Source organism: Mycobacteroides sp. PCS013 (assembly GCF_049532645.1).
Classification (GTDB): domain Bacteria; phylum Actinomycetota; class Actinomycetes; order Mycobacteriales; family Mycobacteriaceae; genus Mycobacterium; species Mycobacterium gwanakae.
Genome location: NZ_CP150131.1, coordinates 2,984,909 through 3,001,110, shown reverse-complemented (window position 1 = coordinate 3,001,110; position 16,202 = coordinate 2,984,909). Strand labels below are relative to the sequence as shown.

Sequence of the window (16,202 nt, the reverse complement as noted above, 5' to 3'; positions counted from 1 at the left end):
CCATCATCTTGCGGCAAGGTCGGCGGTGGTCAATCTGGCGGGGTGCTAGAGCTTGTACCTGAGGTAGCCCATGGCCATGAACGAGACCACGAAGACTCCAAGCCCTAATCCCGCCAGCACGCTCTTAAGGGCCAGCGATATGCATATGACGGCGACTGCCGGTGCGACAGCCCAGTAAAGCCACTTCTGGAGGGTGCTTTCGCGCGGTTCCGCGAATATGCAGATGCCTCCGCTGATAGCTGCCATCAATGCGACGTAGAAGTCGGGGTCCGGCGTTCTCATTGCTTCACACCTTAGGTGAGCTGCATTCCGAGTAGCAGATCATGTTCAGCGGTAATAGATATCCGGCTAATGGAAGACGACGCGGAACACGGTATCCCTGCTCGCCGATTTGAGGCACGATGGAGCCATGGGAAGCCCGGCGATATTCGAGTGCGGGACCTCCGGCGAAGCAGCATGGGAGTCGGTGACTCGATCGGCCGACGCGACGCTGGCCGGGATTGCGCACGGATATACCGAGTTTCGTGAGTGCTCCGACAAACCCGTGGACCGTCGTGAGGTCGCCGGTGTCGACCCGGTGCTCATCGTGGAGTTCGGTGATCCGCTGCTTGTTACCGATGCCGCAGACACCCGGTCTGCGCGGATGTGGCAATCGTTCGGTGCCGGTGCGTGTCAGGGGCCCACAGCTACCTTGCATTCGGGCAGGCAGCACTGCCTTGAAGTGCAGTTGACGCCGCTGGGGATGCACCGGCTGACCGGGCTGCCGATGAATGACATCAGCAATCGCGCGGTTAGTCTCGAAGACTTGTTCGGCGACGAGGGGCGTCACCTGACAGAACGCCTTGCCGCTGAACCTGATTGGGCTCACCGGTTCGATCTGTTGGATTCGATGTTGGTGCGTGCGGCGGCCAATGGCCCAGAACCCGACCCCGAGGTGGTCTGGGCGTGGAGCGTGCTGAGCCAAACCCATAGAACAGCGTCCGTCGGCAAGATTGTGGCCGAGACCGGTTGGAGTCGTGCACGATTGGCGAATCGCTTCCGCCACCAAATAGGCCTGACTCCCAAGGCGGCCGCTCGTGTGCTTCGCTTTGGCCGCGCAATGACGCTGCTGGCCGCGCCGGGGCATCGATCGCTCGCCTCCATCGCACTGGCATGCGGCTACTTCGATCAGGCGCATTTCAACCGAGATTTCCGGATATTCGCCGGGTGTTCGCCGGGAGAGTTGGCCGCGCTGCGATGCGAAGGACTGCCCGGCATACACGATCCGGCTATTCGCGAAACATTTGTACAAGACGAGGGTGCATCGCGGTCCTAACGTCTCTGCCGTCAAGCACGTCCGGCAGAGAGGAATTCACGATGACTGGCGAACCGACCTTCTTCGAGATCGGAGTGCCCGACGCGGTGCGCGCACAGAAGTTCTACCAGGGACTCTTGGGCTGGGCTCCGCACGCGATGGGCGAGGGTGGGCAGGCCTGGCTCGAAACGGGCGGCATAAACGGCGGGCTGCACAGCGATGACGAAGACCGTCGCATCGACATATTCTTCGGTGTCCCGGACATCGAGGCAGCTGTCCTGACTGTTCGCGAACTTGGCGGTGAGGCCGAAGATCCCGGGCCGGAAGAACCAGGCTTCGGACGCTTCACCTTCTGCAGAGACGACCAGGGCGTGCGATTCGGGCTTCACCAGCCCTCCAGCAGCTTCGTCTAGCGGACAGGACTGTAATGCGGACCGCCCCTGGAGGGCAGTCAGTAGCCTGGTCTCGCGGCATCTTTGTCCTCTGGGCCGCACCTTATATGCGAACCTGATGGAGAACAGATCGTGGTGCTCTCGATCGCTGTGGCAGATTTCCAGGACGTCGCGTTCCTGACCTTCTTGCAGGCCCACCTGGACGATCTCGCCCCGACCGCGCCGTCGGACAGTCAGCACGCTCTAGATGCTGTGGGTCTGCAGGATTCTGGAGTCAGACTGTGGGTTGCTCGAGACGGGCGCGATTTGGTCGGAACCGTTGCGCTAGCCCAGATCTCCGCGCAACACGAGGAACTCAAGAGCATGCGGACCGACCCTTCGCGACGGGGCCAGGGCATCGCCTCAACGTTGCTTCTGCATGCCCTCAACGACGCTAAGAGCCGTGGTGTGAACAGAGTGTCGTTGGAGACCGGCAGTATGGGCTTCTTCGCTCCTGCTCGGGCGTTTTACCGAAAGCACGGGTTTGTTGAGTGCGGCCCCTTCAACTCCTATATCGAAGACCCCAACAGTACTTTCATGACCCTGCTTATCCACGGATAGCCCGCGCGGTCGGCGCAACCCGGACGAGAAATCCGTTGGCTGTGTAGTCCCTTCGTGTGATGATCCACGGCATGCCCAGTTCAGTGGTCGAGGTCCGTCGGCGATACACCGAGCCTGAAGAGGTGGCGATCATCGATGCGGTCCATGGCGCGCTGGTCGCTGCCTTTCAGATACCGGAAGGGGATAAGCATGTACGCCTTGTCGTGCATGAACCCCACAGGTTTTCGCACGCGCCAAACCTGGCCCAGCCGGAGCTGTACACATTTGTTTCCATCGACTGCTTCGCGGGCCGATCGATAGGGGCGAAACGAAATCTCTATGCCGAGATTGTGAAACGGCTTTCCTTACTGGGGATACCGCCGGATCACGTCACCATTGTGCTGCGTGAGAGTGCGACAGAGAATTGGGGAATCCGTGGAGGTCAGGCGGCCTGCGATGTCGACCTGGGTTTCGACGTAAACGTCTGACGGACCCGCCCGGCATGATGTCAGTCATGGCCGAGCACTGGATTGACCGTGAGATCACCGGAGAGACCTTCTACGACGAGGACTTTCGTGAACTGCACACCGAGCGTGTGGTTTTCACCGAGTGCGACTTCAGCGGCGCCAATCTCACCGAGTCGCTGCATATCGGCTCTGCCTTCCGGAACTGCACCTTCCGTCGCACATCGCTATGGCATTCGGAGTTCCGCCAGTGCAGTCTGCTGGGCTCCACGCTCACCGACTGCCGGGTGCGCCCGTCGAAGTTCACCGAGACCGACTTCACGCTGTCCTCGCTCGGTGGGCTCGATCTGCGTGAGATGGACCTGTCGGACTGCCGTTTCCGGGAGGCCAACCTGGTCGGCACCGATATGCGCAAGGCCAATCTGCACGGCGCCGACTTCACCGGTGCCCGCACGCAGAATCTCAAACTCGACGGCGCGGACCTGCGGGGTGCCCGCATTGACCCGACGTTGTGGACCACCGCAACCCTGATGGCCGCGAAAGTCGATCTGCCCCAAGCCGTCGCATATGCCGCAGGGCACGGACTGGACGTGCACGGCGGCTAAGGCGGCCCCGTCTCTTCGAAAGAACTCAGCCCTTGAGGCGGATGCGCCAGCGCACGAATCCGGCCATCACCAGCGCGAGTAGCGCCAAGATGCCCATGTCGAACAGCCAGGTTCCGGCATCGTGATTCCACAGCTCGTCCTGCGGACCCACCGGCACCAGCTTGCGCAGGTCGGTGGTCGCGGCGGTGGCAGCGAAGCCCCATCGCGATGGGAACAGGAACGAGAACTGTTCCAGCCCCGCACGTCCCGTCACCGGGATGAGTCCGCCGCTGAAGACGATCTGCGTCATGGTGGCGATCACCAGCATCGGCATCACCTGCTCGGCGGAGGTGGCTAGTGAGGACAGCACCAGGCCCAGCACGGTGGCCGCGCATGCGGTGGCGGCAACGGCGACCCACAGCTCGAAGTTCGCGTTCCCGAGCAGCACCGCGCCCTGCGTCGGTCCACCGCGGACGATCACGATGACGGCCGTCATGATGGCGGACTGCACGATGGCGGCTCCGCAGTAGGTGATGATCTTGGCGAGCAGATATGCGGTGGCCGACAGGCCCACTGCCTGCTCACGGCGGAAGATCACGCGTTCACCGATCAGGTCACGGATGGTCAGCGCCAGACCCAGGAAGCTGGCACCGAGGTTCGTCAGCGCCAGCAGCAGTCCGGGTTCGTTCGGGTTGTCGGGCAGCGCCACATTGAAACCGGCACTACCGGGTACCGACAACACCAATCCGGCAAGGACGAACGGCAGCAGCGCCAGGAAGATGAAGTAGCCGCGGTCGGCCAGGATCAGCCGTCCCTGACGGCGTGCCACCGTGGAGACCTGCCGCAGCAGACTTGTCTTCGGGGGCTTGCCGAGGTCGCCGGGCTGTACCGGGGCGGTGACGGGTTTGTTCGCAGCGGGATGCCGGGCCAGATAGGCCTGGTGCACACCGTCCGGGTCGGCCGCGGCATTGGCGAAGATGTCGGCCCAGTCGGTCGTGCCCATCTCTTGGTTGATGCTGCGTGGAGGTCCGCAGTATGCGGTCTTGCCACCGGGGGCCAGCAGCAGCACCTGGTCGCAGTAGCTCAGATAGGTCAGCGAGTGCGTCACCACCACCACTACGCGGCCGGCGTCGGCGAGCTGGCGCATCAGGCTCATCACCTGACGGTCCAGTGCCGGATCCAGGCCCGAGGTGGGCTCGTCCAGGATCAGCAGAGACGGACCGGTCAACAGCTCCATGGCCACCGAGGCGCGCTTACGCTGCCCGCCGGAGAGCTTGTCGACGCGCGTCTCGGCGTGCTTGGTCATCTCGAGTTCCTCGAGAACCCGGGACACGACCTGTTCGCGGTCTTCTTTGGTGGTATCCGGGGGCAACCGCAGCTCGGCGGCGTAATGCAGTGCCTGGCTCACCGTCAGCTGCGGGTGCACCACATCGTCCTGTGGCACCATGCCGATGCGGTTTCGCATGACGGCGTACTCAGCGTGGACCCCGTGACCTTCGAAGGACACCTTGCCCGCCGACGGTTGGGTGTTGCCGACGATCAGCCGGGCCAGGGTGGACTTGCCGGCACCCGATGGGCCGATGACCGCGGTGAGCGATCCGGGGCCTGCGGAGAAGCTGATGTTGTCGAGCAGCTTCTTGCCGCCCTCGACGGTGAAGTCGATGCCCTGCACCTCAAGCCCGCCGACGCGGGCGGCCGTTGTCGGTTTGACCAGTGTGCCGTCTTGAACGACGAGGTCGACGTTACCGATGGTGACGGTGTCACCCTCGCGCACCGTTGCCTGTTCAACCTGGACACCGTTGACGAAGGTGCCGTTAATGGTGTGCAGGTCCTGGATTTCCAGGCCGCCGGCCGACGGAAGCAACAAGGCGTGGTGCCGCGAGGCCAGCACGTCGTTGACGACGATCGTGTTGTCGGGGGCGCGACCGACGGTGATGGCACCGGGTGACGGTTTGGGCGCGCCGCCGATGCCGAGCGCGCGCATCGCACGGGTGCCGAACGGCTCGACCGGCTCGTAGGCATAGGCGGCGGGGGGCACCGGGGTGGGCTCCGACGGGTACTGCTGGCGGGGGCGGGTGGGCCCGGAGGTCCCATAGGTTTGGGGCCCCGAGGGCGGTGCGCCGTAGGGGTGCTGCTGGCTCGGCGGCTGCCCGTAGGTCTGCGGAGCGGATTGGTAGCCGCCGGTGGGGTAGTGCTGCTGAGCGCCGGTATAGGGGGCCGGCTGCAGACCCGAGGCCGGACCACGCATGGTGGGGGGAGCGATTCCCAGCTGCGTCTCGCTGCCGAGACCGCCCAGGGCGAACGTCAGCCGCGGTCCGCCCGGGTCACCGAGGTTGACCACGGTGTCATCGCGCACCTCGACCCAACCGACCTGGCGGCCGTTGACGAAGATGCCGTTGAGGCTGCGTTGGTCCTCGGCGATCCATTTACCGTCGACGAACCTGATTATCAGGTGAATACGCGACACCAACGGGTGTGTGATGCGTACATCGGCGTGGATATCGCGGCCGATATGAATGTCGTGCCCGGGTGCGAACTTTCGTTCGTCACCATCGAATACCACGGTGAGAGTGGGTGCTTCCCGACCAGTCATCGCCCCCGACTGTATCGGGTCGGGGCGTAAGGCCAGCCGTCCCGCGCCGGACGTTCACAGGGACTGCGGTACGAATTCACAGGTTGTGCAGCAGAAACAGCGTTCTGACGAGGACGGACACGCACAGCGCCGGCCAGTACCAAATGTGCCAATGCCGCCAGTGCCCGATGCCCATGGCGATGGGTGCGGCCATGCACGTGAACAGGGTCAGCAGCGACCAGACGAACACTGCGGCTGCCGCGTCGGCCTGTTCGGGTGCGGCGCCGCTGAAGGCGAGCGGGAAGATCGAGGCGAACGCGACGACGCCTGCCGCCGCGGTCACCAGCACCCACAGCAGCCAGCTGACGATGGACTCGGCGGTTCCCGGTCTCGGGTGTTCGGGCGCCGCCGTCATGGCAGCGATGCTATGTGAGCACGCAGTGGGTTCTGCTGAAAATCGTGGCCATGCACTGATTGCAGTGGGTGCATCGGGAATGGGCGGCCCGGTCGGCCGCCACCCGATTCACCAGATCTGGATCGGCCAGCAGCGCACGTCCCATGGCCACGAAATCGAAACCCTCCGCCATCGCCAGGTCCATGGTGTCGCCGCCGGCGATTCCGCCCAAGAGGATCAGGGGCATGTCCAGTTCGGCGCGAAACCGGCGGGCATCGTCCAGCAGGAAGGCGTCGCGGTAGGGATAGGACCGGAAGAACTTCTTCCCGGTGAGCCGCACGCCCCAACCCATGGGTTTGGGGAAGCCGCTGGCGAGCTCACGGATCGGCACGTCGCCGCGGAACAAGTACATGGGGTTGACCAGAGAGGATCCCGCAGTCAGTTCCAGGGCATCGAGTCCGCCGTCTTCCTGCAGCCATTTCGCGGTTTGCAAAGACTCCTCGATCGGGATGCCGCCGCGGATGCCGTCGGTCATGGTGAGTTTCGCGGTCACCGCCAGCCGATCGCCGGCAACCTTGCGCACTGCCTGCACCACCGCGCGCGCCACCTTGGCGCGGTTGGCCAGCGATCCGCCGTACTCATCGCTGCGCCTGTTGAACAGTGGGCTCAGGAAGGAACTCACGAAATAGCCATGGCCCAAGTGGATTTCGACGGCGTCGAAACCGGCCTCGATGGCCAGCCGGGCCGCGTTCGCGTGCGCGGCAATCACGCCCTCGATATCGGAAGTGCTGGCCCGGCGGGCGAATTTCATGCCCAACGGGTTGAAGAACCGGATCGGAGAAAGGGCACGCGACCCGTTCGATCGCGCATTGGCCACCGGACCGGCGTGGCCGATCTGCGCCGAGACGGCGGCGCCGGTGTCGTGGATGGCGCCGGTGAGGCGCCGCAGCCCGGGCAGGGCCTCTTCACGCATCCAGACCTGGCCGTATTCGGTGCGTCCCTCGGGGGCGACGGCGCAATAGGCAACCGTTGTCATGCCGACCCCGCCGAGTGCGGGTCTGCGGTGATACTCGATGAGATCGTCGGTGACGAAAGCGTCCGGTGAGGCGGCCTCGAATGTGGCGGCCTTGATTGTCCGGTTGCGCAGCGTGATGGGGCCGAGTCGCGCGGGCGCCAACACGTCGGGAACTCCAGCGGCGTCATTGCCCATGAGCGGGAGATTACGCCGCGACCACGGACGGCGAATTCTGGATGCGGACTCCTAATTTTCGGTAAGCCCGGTGGATGTACGTTCGTCGTATGACCTCCCTGAATCTGTCAGCCGACGAAGTTCTGACCACCACCCGTTCGGTGCGCAAGCGCCTTGATTTCGACAAGCCCGTCGAGCGCGCGGTTGTCGAGGAATGTCTGAACATCGCGCTGCAGGCACCGACCGGCTCGAACCATCAGGGCTGGCACTGGGTGATCGTCGAGGACGCCGACAAGAAGAAGGCGATCGCCGACATCTACCGCGAAGGCTGGAACAAGTACGCCAAGGGCGCAGGCGCCACCTACGCCGAAGGTGACACTCGGGCCGAGCGTAAGGAAAAGGTTGTGGACTCGGCCGGCTACCTCGCCGAGAACTTCGAGCGGGCGCCACTGTTCCTCATTCCCTGCATCGAGGGACGCCTCGACAATCTGCCGGTGGTCGGCGCGGCGTCGTCGTGGGGATCGTTGCTTCCTGCGGTGTGGAGCTTCATGCTCGCCGCCCGTAACCGCGGTTTGGGATCGGCCTGGACGACATTGCACCTGATGGACGACGGTGAGAAGCGCACCGCCGACATCCTGGGCATCCCGTTCGACAAGATCACCCAGGGCGGGCTGTTCCCCATCGCGTACACCGTCGGCACCGACTTCCGGCCTGCCAAGCGCCAGCCCGTCGCCGACGTCCTGCACTGGGACACTTGGTGAGAGCTGGAATACTGGCCGTGTGACGGCGACTCGACTTGATGGCAAGACCACCCGCGACGAGATCTTTGTGGAGCTGGCCACTCGCGCCGCGGCGCTGACCGCGGCGGGCAAGACCCCAGGTCTGGGAACCATCCTGGTGGGGGACGACCCGGGTTCGCACGCCTATGTTCGCGGTAAGCACGCCGACTGCGCCAAGGTGGGCATCAACTCGATCCGCCGCGATCTGCCCGCAGATATCGATCAAGCCACACTGTGCGCCACCATCGACGAGCTGAACGCCAACCCGGACTGCACCGGCTACATCGTGCAGCTGCCGCTGCCCAAGCACCTCGACGAGAACGAGGCGCTGGAACGCATCGACCCCGATAAGGACGCCGATGGGCTGCACCCGACGAACTTGGGCCGGCTGGTGCTGGGCAAGGAAGCCCCGCTTCCGTGCACGCCGCGGGGCATCGTCTATCTGCTGCGTCGCTATGACGTCAAGCTCGACGGCGCGCACGTGGTGGTGATCGGTCGTGGCGTCACGGTGGGCCGTCCTCTCGGGCTGCTGCTCACCCGCCGCTCGGAGAATGCGACAGTCACCCTGTGTCACACCGGAACCCGTGACCTAGCTGCCTTGACCCGGCAGGCCGACATCATCGTCGCCGCTGCCGGCGTGCCGCACATGGTGACGGCGGACATGGTCAAGCCGGGTGCCGCGGTGATCGACGTGGGCGTGAGCCGGGTCGACGACAAGCTGACCGGCGACGTGGCCGAGGACGTCTGGGATGTCGCCGGGTACGTCTCGCCCAACCCGGGCGGAGTCGGACCCTTGACCCGAGCGTTCTTGCTTAGCAACGTGATCGAGCGAGCGGAACGTTCGTGACGACTACCCGGGACATGTTCGGGGCGGCTCTTGATGCCGTCCGCCGCTTCGCCCGTGAGCAGTGGCCCATTTTGGTGGTATCGGCGGTCTTTCTGGTGGCGCTGGGATTGGTGATCGCGGACCGGTGGCGCCGCGGTGCGCTGGTCGTGGGGATCGCTGTGGGAGTGGCCGCGGCGCTGCGGCTGGTGCTGGCCGATGACACCGCGGGCCTATTGGCGGTGCGCAGCAAGACCTTTGACGTCGGTGCTCTCAGTGCAGTCGCTGCGGTGATGGTCTACCTGGCGTTGACGATCGACCCGCTGGGCACCGGATAGACCTACTTGAGCAGTTGCGCCGAGCGTGCGATGGCATCGGCCTGCTCGCCGAAGAACTGCTCTGACGGTTCTCCGCTGGGGCTGCCGGTATTGCTGGTGGCGATCTGCCAACGTTGATCGCCCTGCCCGACAAACGCCACGTAGATCTTGGGTGTCACGGCGGACGGCGGCTTGCCCTCCGCGACGGGAGGCTTCTCCAGCTCCAGGCTTGCCGAGGCTCCGGGCAAGTTGGGGCCGTCCCATGAGTCTCGTTTATCCGCAGTGACTTTCGACTTACGGCTCTTGACGAAGTCGCTCACCGCATCGGCATTCGACGATTCGAGCCAGCCCTTTACCTCGGGTGCGGCCGTGTTCTCGTCGGAAGCCGTCAACTTGCGGATGCGCACGTACTGCGCGAATTCCGTTGACTCCCACTTGGGCCGGACCTGGAAGGTCACCTGCCCCTTGTTGTCGTGCACCCCGTCGGCGAAGGCCACCCAGTCATGCGGGAGGGTGACGTAGATGCCCAGTTCGGGGATGAACTGCCGAGTGTGCCGTTCGGTGGGCGCGCTGCTGGCGCTGGATTCGGACTGGTTCTTGGTGTCCGAAGGTGACCCCGCCGATCCACAGCCGGCGAGTGCCGGGGTCAGGAATGTGGTGGTGACAAAGAGGGCTGCCAGCAGGCGGCGATCCGTACGCACGGGTACACCGTAGCGGCACGCGGCCTATTCGTCTCTGTGAATTGGGGCACCCGATTCACAGATCTTCTACTGGTTGAGTGTCGCCCGGATACTCACGGTGACGTACGGCAGCGCCAGTCCCGTCGACTGGGCAAGCGCAGGATGGGTGGACAGCAGTTCCCGAACCTGCTGCAGGGTCTTCTTCCGGGCGGCTTCGGGGGCGGTGATGCAGTAGCTGCGTGAGGCCACCATGTCCAGAAGTGCCTGAGGGGTAAGGTAACTCGTCCATTCGACCTGGTGTCGTTGCTGCCCGCTGAACGGCGCGGGCAGGCTGACCGTGTGGTTGAACGGATCGTCCTCACTGCCGATGATCCTGCCGAGGTCGGCCACCCAGCCGAGGCGCTCATCGCGCGTGTTCCACACCAGCCCCAGCCGCCCACCCGGGCGCAGCACGCGCGCGACTTCGGGAATGGCGCGTTCGGGATCCACCCAGTGCCAGGCCTGCGCCACGAGCACCGCATCCACGCTGTTGTCGGGTAACGGAATCTCCTCGGCGGTGCCCAGTAGTGCGGGGGTTTCGGGAAGCGAATTGCTCAGTACTTCAAGCATTTCGGCGAGCGGATCCACCGCGATCACGTTGAGCCCGCGTTCCACCAGGCGGGTGGTGAGTTTCCCGGTACCGGCGCCCAGATCCAGGACGTCGTGCGCTCCGTCGGGCAGCAGCCAGTCGATGGCCTCGGGCGGGTAGGACGGTCGGCCCCGTTCGTAGGCGGCCGCCTGTGAACCGAACGAAAGCGAGGGCTCTGCTTGTGCGTCCGGCATTCGCGCTCCTCGGGTTCCGTTTACGAAGCCTGTGTTGACTTGGCCAGGGTGAGTGTCTCCCGAACCAGCTCGCTCACCGCGTCGAACTCGATGAGGAACGCGTCGTGGCCATGCAACGATTCGACCACCCGCAAGCCGGTACAACCGGGGAGCAGGTCGGCTAATTCCTCCTGCAGGCGCAGCGGGTACAGCCGGTCGGATGTGATACCGCCGACGACGACGGGGACGGGGCAGCCGCCCAGCGCCTTCTCGACACCGCCACGGTTCCGGCCGACGTCGTGGCGGTTGAGCGCCTCGGTCAGGATGACGTAGCTTCCGGCGTCGAAGCGCCGAACGAACTTGTTGCCCTGATGCTCCAGATAGCTCTGCACCGCGTACCGGCCGTCGGCCCACGGATCCTCGGGCCCGTCCGGGCCGACCTGGGGATCATTGCCGAACCGGGTGTCCAGCTCGACCTCTCCGCGGTAGGTCAGGTGTGCGATGCGCCGGGCGAGGTTCAAACCCTTCTCCGGGCTGCGTCCGCTGCCGTGGTAGTCGCCGCCCTGCCAGTCGGGATCGGACCGGATAGCGGCGATCTGCGTGCTCTGGGTGCCGATCTGGTCGCCGGTGGCGCGTGCGCCAACCGCCAGCACCAGCGCCGCACGCACCGAATCCGGCTGCATGACGGCCCATTCCAGCGCGCGTGCACCGCCCATCGAACCGCCGACGACGGCGGCGATCTCGGTGATGCCGAGTTGTGCGAGTGCGGCGATGTCGGCGTTCACCTGGTCACGTACCGACACCTCGGGGAATCGTGAGCCCCACGGCTTTCCATCGGCGGCAAGGGAAGTCGGGCCGGTGCTACCCCGGCAGCCACCCAGCACGTTGGTGGCGATGGCGCACCATTGGTCGGTATCGATCGCCGCGCCGGGGCCGATGATTCCTTGCCACCACCCGCCGGTGATGTGGTCGGGGCCGGCGGCTCCGACCACGTGTGAGTCGGCGGTCAGCGCATGACAGACGAACACCACGTTGTCGCGGCGGGGTGAGAGCTTTCCCCAGGTCTGTACCGCGACGGTCGCGTCGTCGATGACGGCACCGCTTTCGAGTGTGATCGAACCTATTGACACATAGGCGATCTCATCGCCTTGTGGAAGGGCGATGTTCGGCTGGGGAAGCTGGTGGTCGGCGGAGCCGCTTGCGCGAAGATCGTCGGTCAAGGTCATGATGATGCCACCGCTGCGGGCTGTTTGAGTCGCCGCACGGCGGCGAATCCGGTGTCCAGATCGGCCAGGATGTCGTCGATGCCCTCAATACCGACCGCCAACCGCACCAGGCCGGGCGTGACGCCGGAGGCCACCTGTTCGGCGGGCGCCAGCTGTGCGTGTGTCGTCGTAGCGGGGTGTATGACCAGCGATCGCACATCGCCGATGTTGGCCACTTGACTGTGCAGTGTCAGGGAATCGATGAAGGTGGTCGCCGCCTCGACTCCTCCGTCCAGTTCGAATGCGAGTACCGCACCGGCACCCTTGGGGGCCAATGATTTCGCGCGTTCGTGCCAGGGGGAGGTGGGTAGCCCGGCGTAGTTGACGCCGGTGACCTCCGGCTGGGCGGCGAGGTACTCGGCCACCCGCTGTGCATTTTCGACGTGGCGTTGTACTCGCAGGCTCAACGTCTCCAGTCCCTGCGCGATGAGGAAGGCATTGAACGGGGAGATGGCGGGCCCGAGGTCACGCAACAGCTGAACACGCGCCTTGAGTGCGTAGGCCGGTGCGCCCAGATCGGCGAACACCACACCGTGGTAGCTCGGGTCCGGCGTGGTGAATCCGGGGTGGCGGCCCTGGGTCCAATCGAAGGTGCCGCCGTCGATGATCACGCCACCGATCGCATTGCCGTGTCCACCAAGGTATTTGGTGGCCGAGTGCACCACGATGTCGGCGCCGTGGGCCAGCGGCTGGATCAGATAGGGAGTGGCGACAGTGTTGTCGACGATGAGGGGGACGCCCGCTTCGTGCGCGATCTTCGAGATGCCCGGAATGTCGAGAATGTCGTTTTTGGGGTTGGAGATCGATTCGGCGAAGAGTGCCTTGGTCTGTGGCGTGATGGCGCGGCGCCAGGAGTCGAGGTCGTCGGGATCCTCGACGAAGGTGGTTGAGATTCCCAGGCGCGGCAACGTGTAGTGCAACAGATTGTATGTGCCGCCGTACAGACGCGGGCTCGACACGATGTTGTCACCGGCCTGCGCGATGTTGATGATGGCCAATGTCGCTGCCGCCTGCCCGGAAGCCAGCAGCAGCGCCGCCACGCCGCCTTCGAGGGCAGCGATGCGCTCCTCGACGACATTCTGGGTCGGGTTGCCGATACGGGTGTAGATGTTGCCCTCTTCGGACAGCCCGAACAGCGCTGCCGCGTGTGCGGTGTCGTTGAAGACGTAGGACGTGGTCTGGTAGATCGGCAGGGCCCGGGCATTGGTCGCCGGGTCCGCGGTCTGGCCCGCGTGGATCTGCTTGGTCTCAAACGCCCAGTGGGCGGTGGGATCGATATCGGTCATGGGAACCTCCTGGGTGGTCGGTGCGGGGCTGGCGGTTTAGGGCATGCGACAGCGACAACACCGACAACAGGAATGCAGGGACTCACCCCCGGGTGACGAACGCTTCATCGGGCCAACCTGTCTTCTCGGGGCCCGTCATCGGACCCGCGCTTGCCGTGTGGCCGACTGTCCTTTCATAACCCAGTCGGCTACTCAACCTGGTCATCACCCGGGGCACCCCACCGCGGTTGGAGGGTTGCCGACCAGCGAGCCGGGGCTTGACGCTGGTACTCATGACCGCTTAAAAGCGTATCGCAATGCACCGAATGGTTGCCACCAGGTATGCAAGGCGCGGCTCGGCGGTGTCTGCGGGCCACGATGGGAGCGCGATCACAGCCCGTCCGCCCGCCTAGGCTTGGAAGCGACGTGATACTGAATAGGTCATCCGTGTGACCCACGGGATGCCTGAGATTTGACCGACCAACAAGTCCGATCAACGATGCCGGGAGTGACCATGAGTGCGCAGCAGCCGACCATCATCTACACGCTGACAGACGAGGCGCCGCTGCTTGCGACGTACTCCTTCTTGCCGATCATCCGGGCCTTCGCAGGCCCCGCCGGTATCGACATCCAGACCAGCGATATCTCCGTTGCCGCACGCATCCTGTCCGAGTTCGCCGAGTACCTCCCCGAGGATCAGCGCGTTCCGGACAACCTGGCCGAGCTGGGCCGCCTGACGCAGTTGCCCGAGACGAACATCATCAAGCTGCCGAACATCAGCGCGTCGGTGCCGCAGCTGCTGGCCGCCATCAAGGAACTGCAGGGTAAGGGTTACAAGCTGCCGGACTACCCCGAGGACCCGAAGAACGACGAAGAGAAGGACATCTTGGCGCGGTACACCAAGTGTCTGGGCAGTGCCGTGAACCCCATTCTGCGTGAAGGTAACTCGGATCGGCGCGCACCGCGTGCGGTGAAGGAGTACGCACGCAAGCACCCGCACAGCATGGGCACGTGGTCGCAGGCGTCGCGCACCCACGTCGCGACCATGAAGGAAGGCGACTTCTACCACGGTGAGAAGTCACTGACGCTGGATCGCGACCGCAAGGTCAAGATGGTCCTGACCACCAAGAGCGGCGAGACCATCGTGCTCAAGCCCGAGGTGAAGCTGGGCGCGGGCGACATCATCGACAGCATGTTCATGAGCAAGAAGGCGCTCTGCGACTTCTACGAGGAGCAGATCGAGGATGCATACAAGACCGGTGTGATGCTCTCCCTGCACGTCAAGGCGACCATGATGCGGGTCAGCCACCCCATCGTGTTCGGGCACGCGGTCAAGATCTTCTACAAGGACGCCTTCGCCAAGCATCAGGAGCTGTTCGACGAGCTGGGCGTGAATGTCAACAACGGCATGTCCGACCTCTACAGCAAGATCGAGGCACTGCCGGCATCGCAGCACGAGGAAATCATTCGCGACTTGCATGCCTGCCACGAGCACCGGCCCGAGCTGGCCATGGTGGATTCGGCCAAGGGCATCTCGAACTTCCATTCGCCCAGCGACGTGATCGTCGACGCCTCGATGCCCGCGATGATCCGGGCCGGCGGCAAGATGTACGGCGCGGACGGCAAGCTCAAGGACACCAAGGCCGTCAACCCGGAGTCGACCTTCTCCCGGATTTACCAGGAGATGATCAACTTTGTGAAGACCCACGGCCAGTTCGATCCGACCACCATGGGCACCGTCCCCAACGTGGGTCTCATGGCACAGAAGGCCGAGGAGTACGGCAGCCACGACAAGACCTTCGAGATCGCCGAGGCGGGTGTCGCCGACATCGTCGACATCGACACCGGTGAGGTGCTGCTGAGCCAGAACGTTGAAGAGGGTGACATCTGGCGCATGCCGATCGTGCGAGACGCGGCGATCCAGGACTGGGTCAAACTCGCTGTCACCCGTGGGCGTGAATCCGGGATGAACGTGGTGTTCTGGCTGGACACCGAGCGTCCGCACGAGGTGGAACTGCGCAAGAAGGTCAAGGAGTACCTGCAGGACCACGACACCGAGGGCCTCAAGATTCAGGTTGTGCCCCAGGTCTGGGCCATGCGCTACACGCTGGAACGGCTGATCCGCGGCAAGGACACCATCGCCGCGACCGGCAACATTCTGCGCGACTATCTGACCGACCTGTTCCCGATCCTGGAGCTGGGTACCAGCGCCAAGATGCTGTCCATCGTGCCGTTGATGGCGGGCGGCGGACTGTACGAGACCGGCGCAGGCGGTTCGGCACCCAAGCACGTCAGCCAGCTGGTCGAAGAGAACCACCTGCGGTGGGACTCGCTCGGTGAGTTCCTGGCACTGGCCGTCAGCCTGGAGGACCTGGGCATCAAGACCGGGAACCCGCGTGCCAAGATTCTGGCCACCACGCTGGATGCGGCGACCGGGAAGCTGCTGGAGAACGACAAGAGCCCGTCGCGTAAGGCCGGAGAGCTCGACAACCGTGGCAGCCAGTTCTACCTGGCCCTGTACTGGGCGGCCGAGCTTGCCGCTCAGACCGAGGACGTCGAGCTGGCCGAGCTGTTCGCGCCGCTGGCCAAGCAGCTGGTCGAGAACGAGGACGAGATCGTCGCCGAGCTTGCCGCCGTGCAGGGCAGCCCGGCCGATATCGGCGGCTACTACTCTCCGGACCCCGATAAGACCGCTGCGGTGATGCGGCCGAGCCAGACCTTCAACGCCGTTCTGGCATCCGTCGAGGTATAGCTCACCGCGTCGAGTGTGAAACCTGGGCGGCGAATCAGTCGAAACTCCGCCA

Annotated in this window: 17 protein-coding genes and 1 riboswitch; of the genes, 9 read left to right on the top strand and 8 right to left on the bottom strand. The window is 64.5% G+C overall.

Annotation, left to right across the window (positions count from 1 at the left end):
* Positions 1-45: 45 nt before the first annotated feature.
* A complete protein-coding gene (locus RHO23_RS15015; protein ID WP_064409455.1) occupies positions 46-282 on the bottom strand; it encodes a hypothetical protein in 237 nt (78 codons plus the stop codon).
* 127 nt (positions 283-409) lie between these two features.
* Here RHO23_RS15015 and RHO23_RS15010 point away from each other — a divergent pair, with 127 nt between their 5' ends.
* From RHO23_RS15010 to RHO23_RS14990, 5 genes are all read left to right on the top strand, one after another.
* Positions 410-1,315: a helix-turn-helix domain-containing protein gene (locus RHO23_RS15010; protein WP_418037389.1), complete on the top strand. Its 906-nt coding sequence runs from the start codon at positions 410-412 to the stop codon at positions 1,313-1,315.
* 41 nt (positions 1,316-1,356) lie between these two features.
* Positions 1,357-1,707, top strand: coding sequence for a VOC family protein (locus RHO23_RS15005; protein ID WP_057965760.1), 351 nt, complete (start codon positions 1,357-1,359; stop codon positions 1,705-1,707).
* 111 nt (positions 1,708-1,818) lie between these two features.
* Positions 1,819-2,286: a GNAT family N-acetyltransferase gene (locus tag RHO23_RS15000; RefSeq protein ID WP_064409453.1), complete on the top strand. Its 468-nt coding sequence runs from the start codon at positions 1,819-1,821 to the stop codon at positions 2,284-2,286.
* Between the two features lie 71 nt (positions 2,287-2,357).
* Positions 2,358-2,753 (top strand): tautomerase family protein, encoded by a 396-nt coding sequence (locus tag RHO23_RS14995; RefSeq protein WP_064410410.1) that lies wholly within the window; start codon positions 2,358-2,360, stop codon positions 2,751-2,753.
* A gap of 26 nt (positions 2,754-2,779) precedes the next feature.
* Complete coding sequence (locus RHO23_RS14990; protein WP_064409452.1) at positions 2,780-3,334, top strand: pentapeptide repeat-containing protein; 555 nt, start codon at positions 2,780-2,782, stop codon at positions 3,332-3,334.
* A gap of 25 nt (positions 3,335-3,359) precedes the next feature.
* Here the strand turns inward: RHO23_RS14990 and RHO23_RS14985 are convergent, their stop codons facing one another.
* The 3 genes from RHO23_RS14985 to RHO23_RS14975 all read right to left on the bottom strand — a co-directional run bounded on the left by RHO23_RS14985 (position 3,360) and on the right by RHO23_RS14975 (position 7,489).
* Positions 3,360-5,906, bottom strand: coding sequence for an ATP-binding cassette domain-containing protein (locus RHO23_RS14985; RefSeq protein WP_418037391.1), 2,547 nt, complete (start codon positions 5,904-5,906; stop codon positions 3,360-3,362).
* Between the two features lie 76 nt (positions 5,907-5,982).
* Positions 5,983-6,300 carry a hypothetical protein gene (locus RHO23_RS14980; RefSeq protein WP_064409450.1) on the bottom strand — a complete coding sequence of 106 codons (318 nt, stop codon included), beginning with the start codon at positions 6,298-6,300 and terminating at the stop codon, positions 5,983-5,985.
* A 10-nt stretch (positions 6,301-6,310) separates the two neighbouring features.
* Positions 6,311-7,489, bottom strand: a complete 1,179-nt coding sequence (locus RHO23_RS14975; protein ID WP_030096808.1) for an NADH:flavin oxidoreductase — start codon at positions 7,487-7,489, stop codon at positions 6,311-6,313.
* A gap of 89 nt (positions 7,490-7,578) precedes the next feature.
* On the opposite strand from RHO23_RS14975, the gene RHO23_RS14970 reads away from it, so the two are divergent.
* Genes RHO23_RS14970 through RHO23_RS14960 form a run of 3 tightly spaced genes read left to right on the top strand, consistent with a single transcriptional unit; the run spans position 7,579 to position 9,408 of the window.
* Positions 7,579-8,229 carry a nitroreductase family protein gene (locus tag RHO23_RS14970; protein ID WP_057964501.1) on the top strand — a complete coding sequence of 217 codons (651 nt, stop codon included), beginning with the start codon at positions 7,579-7,581 and terminating at the stop codon, positions 8,227-8,229.
* Between the two features lie 19 nt (positions 8,230-8,248).
* Entirely contained in the window at positions 8,249-9,094 is an 846-nt protein-coding gene (locus RHO23_RS14965) for a bifunctional methylenetetrahydrofolate dehydrogenase/methenyltetrahydrofolate cyclohydrolase (protein ID WP_030096810.1), read from the top strand.
* 14 nt (positions 9,095-9,108) lie between these two features.
* Positions 9,109-9,408 (top strand): DUF3017 domain-containing protein, encoded by a 300-nt coding sequence (locus tag RHO23_RS14960; RefSeq protein WP_057964499.1) that lies wholly within the window; start codon positions 9,109-9,111, stop codon positions 9,406-9,408.
* A 2-nt stretch (positions 9,409-9,410) separates the two neighbouring features.
* On the opposite strand, the gene RHO23_RS14955 is transcribed toward RHO23_RS14960, so the two are convergent.
* From RHO23_RS14955 to RHO23_RS14940, 4 genes are all read right to left on the bottom strand, one after another.
* Positions 9,411-10,088, bottom strand: a complete 678-nt coding sequence (locus RHO23_RS14955; RefSeq protein WP_030096812.1) for a hypothetical protein — start codon at positions 10,086-10,088, stop codon at positions 9,411-9,413.
* A gap of 66 nt (positions 10,089-10,154) precedes the next feature.
* A complete protein-coding gene (locus RHO23_RS14950; RefSeq protein WP_057964497.1) occupies positions 10,155-10,889 on the bottom strand; it encodes a class I SAM-dependent methyltransferase in 735 nt (244 codons plus the stop codon).
* Between the two features lie 20 nt (positions 10,890-10,909).
* Positions 10,910-12,094 (bottom strand): homoserine O-acetyltransferase MetX, encoded by a 1,185-nt coding sequence (gene metX, locus RHO23_RS14945; RefSeq protein WP_155524981.1) that lies wholly within the window; start codon positions 12,092-12,094, stop codon positions 10,910-10,912.
* Complete coding sequence (locus RHO23_RS14940; RefSeq protein ID WP_057964495.1) at positions 12,091-13,419, bottom strand: bifunctional o-acetylhomoserine/o-acetylserine sulfhydrylase; 1,329 nt, start codon at positions 13,417-13,419, stop codon at positions 12,091-12,093. Before RHO23_RS14940 ends, metX begins: the two co-directional genes overlap by 4 nt.
* Before the next feature lie 141 nt (positions 13,420-13,560).
* A riboswitch (SAM riboswitch) is annotated at positions 13,561-13,697 on the bottom strand.
* Positions 13,698-13,912: 215 nt separating this feature from the next.
* Between RHO23_RS14940 and RHO23_RS14935 the strand changes: the two genes are divergently transcribed.
* Positions 13,913-16,150, top strand: a complete 2,238-nt coding sequence (locus RHO23_RS14935; protein WP_064410408.1) for an NADP-dependent isocitrate dehydrogenase — start codon at positions 13,913-13,915, stop codon at positions 16,148-16,150.
* Positions 16,151-16,202 lie beyond the last annotated feature (52 nt).

Bases quoted from the DNA above. Each gene is read 5' to 3' on its own strand.
- RHO23_RS14935 (WP_064410408.1), top strand. From the start codon at position 13,913: ATGAGTGCGCAGCAGCCGACCATCATCTACACGCTGACAGACGAGGCG.
- RHO23_RS14950 (WP_057964497.1), bottom strand. From the start codon at position 10,889: ATGCCGGACGCACAAGCAGAGCCCTCGCTTTCGTTCGGTTCACAGGCG.
- RHO23_RS15005 (WP_057965760.1), top strand. From the start codon at position 1,357: ATGACTGGCGAACCGACCTTCTTCGAGATCGGAGTGCCCGACGCGGTG.
- RHO23_RS14980 (WP_064409450.1), bottom strand. From the start codon at position 6,300: ATGACGGCGGCGCCCGAACACCCGAGACCGGGAACCGCCGAGTCCATC.
- RHO23_RS14990 (WP_064409452.1), top strand. From the start codon at position 2,780: ATGGCCGAGCACTGGATTGACCGTGAGATCACCGGAGAGACCTTCTAC.
- RHO23_RS14975 (WP_030096808.1), bottom strand. From the start codon at position 7,489: ATGGGCAATGACGCCGCTGGAGTTCCCGACGTGTTGGCGCCCGCGCGA.
- RHO23_RS14995 (WP_064410410.1), top strand. From the start codon at position 2,358: ATGCCCAGTTCAGTGGTCGAGGTCCGTCGGCGATACACCGAGCCTGAA.
- RHO23_RS14985 (WP_418037391.1), bottom strand. From the start codon at position 5,906: ATGACTGGTCGGGAAGCACCCACTCTCACCGTGGTATTCGATGGTGAC.
- RHO23_RS15015 (WP_064409455.1), bottom strand. From the start codon at position 282: ATGAGAACGCCGGACCCCGACTTCTACGTCGCATTGATGGCAGCTATC.
- metX (WP_155524981.1), bottom strand. From the start codon at position 12,094: ATGACCTTGACCGACGATCTTCGCGCAAGCGGCTCCGCCGACCACCAG.
- RHO23_RS14960 (WP_057964499.1), top strand. From the start codon at position 9,109: ATGTTCGGGGCGGCTCTTGATGCCGTCCGCCGCTTCGCCCGTGAGCAG.
- RHO23_RS14940 (WP_057964495.1), bottom strand. From the start codon at position 13,419: ATGACCGATATCGATCCCACCGCCCACTGGGCGTTTGAGACCAAGCAG.
- RHO23_RS14970 (WP_057964501.1), top strand. From the start codon at position 7,579: ATGACCTCCCTGAATCTGTCAGCCGACGAAGTTCTGACCACCACCCGT.
- RHO23_RS15010 (WP_418037389.1), top strand. From the start codon at position 410: ATGGGAAGCCCGGCGATATTCGAGTGCGGGACCTCCGGCGAAGCAGCA.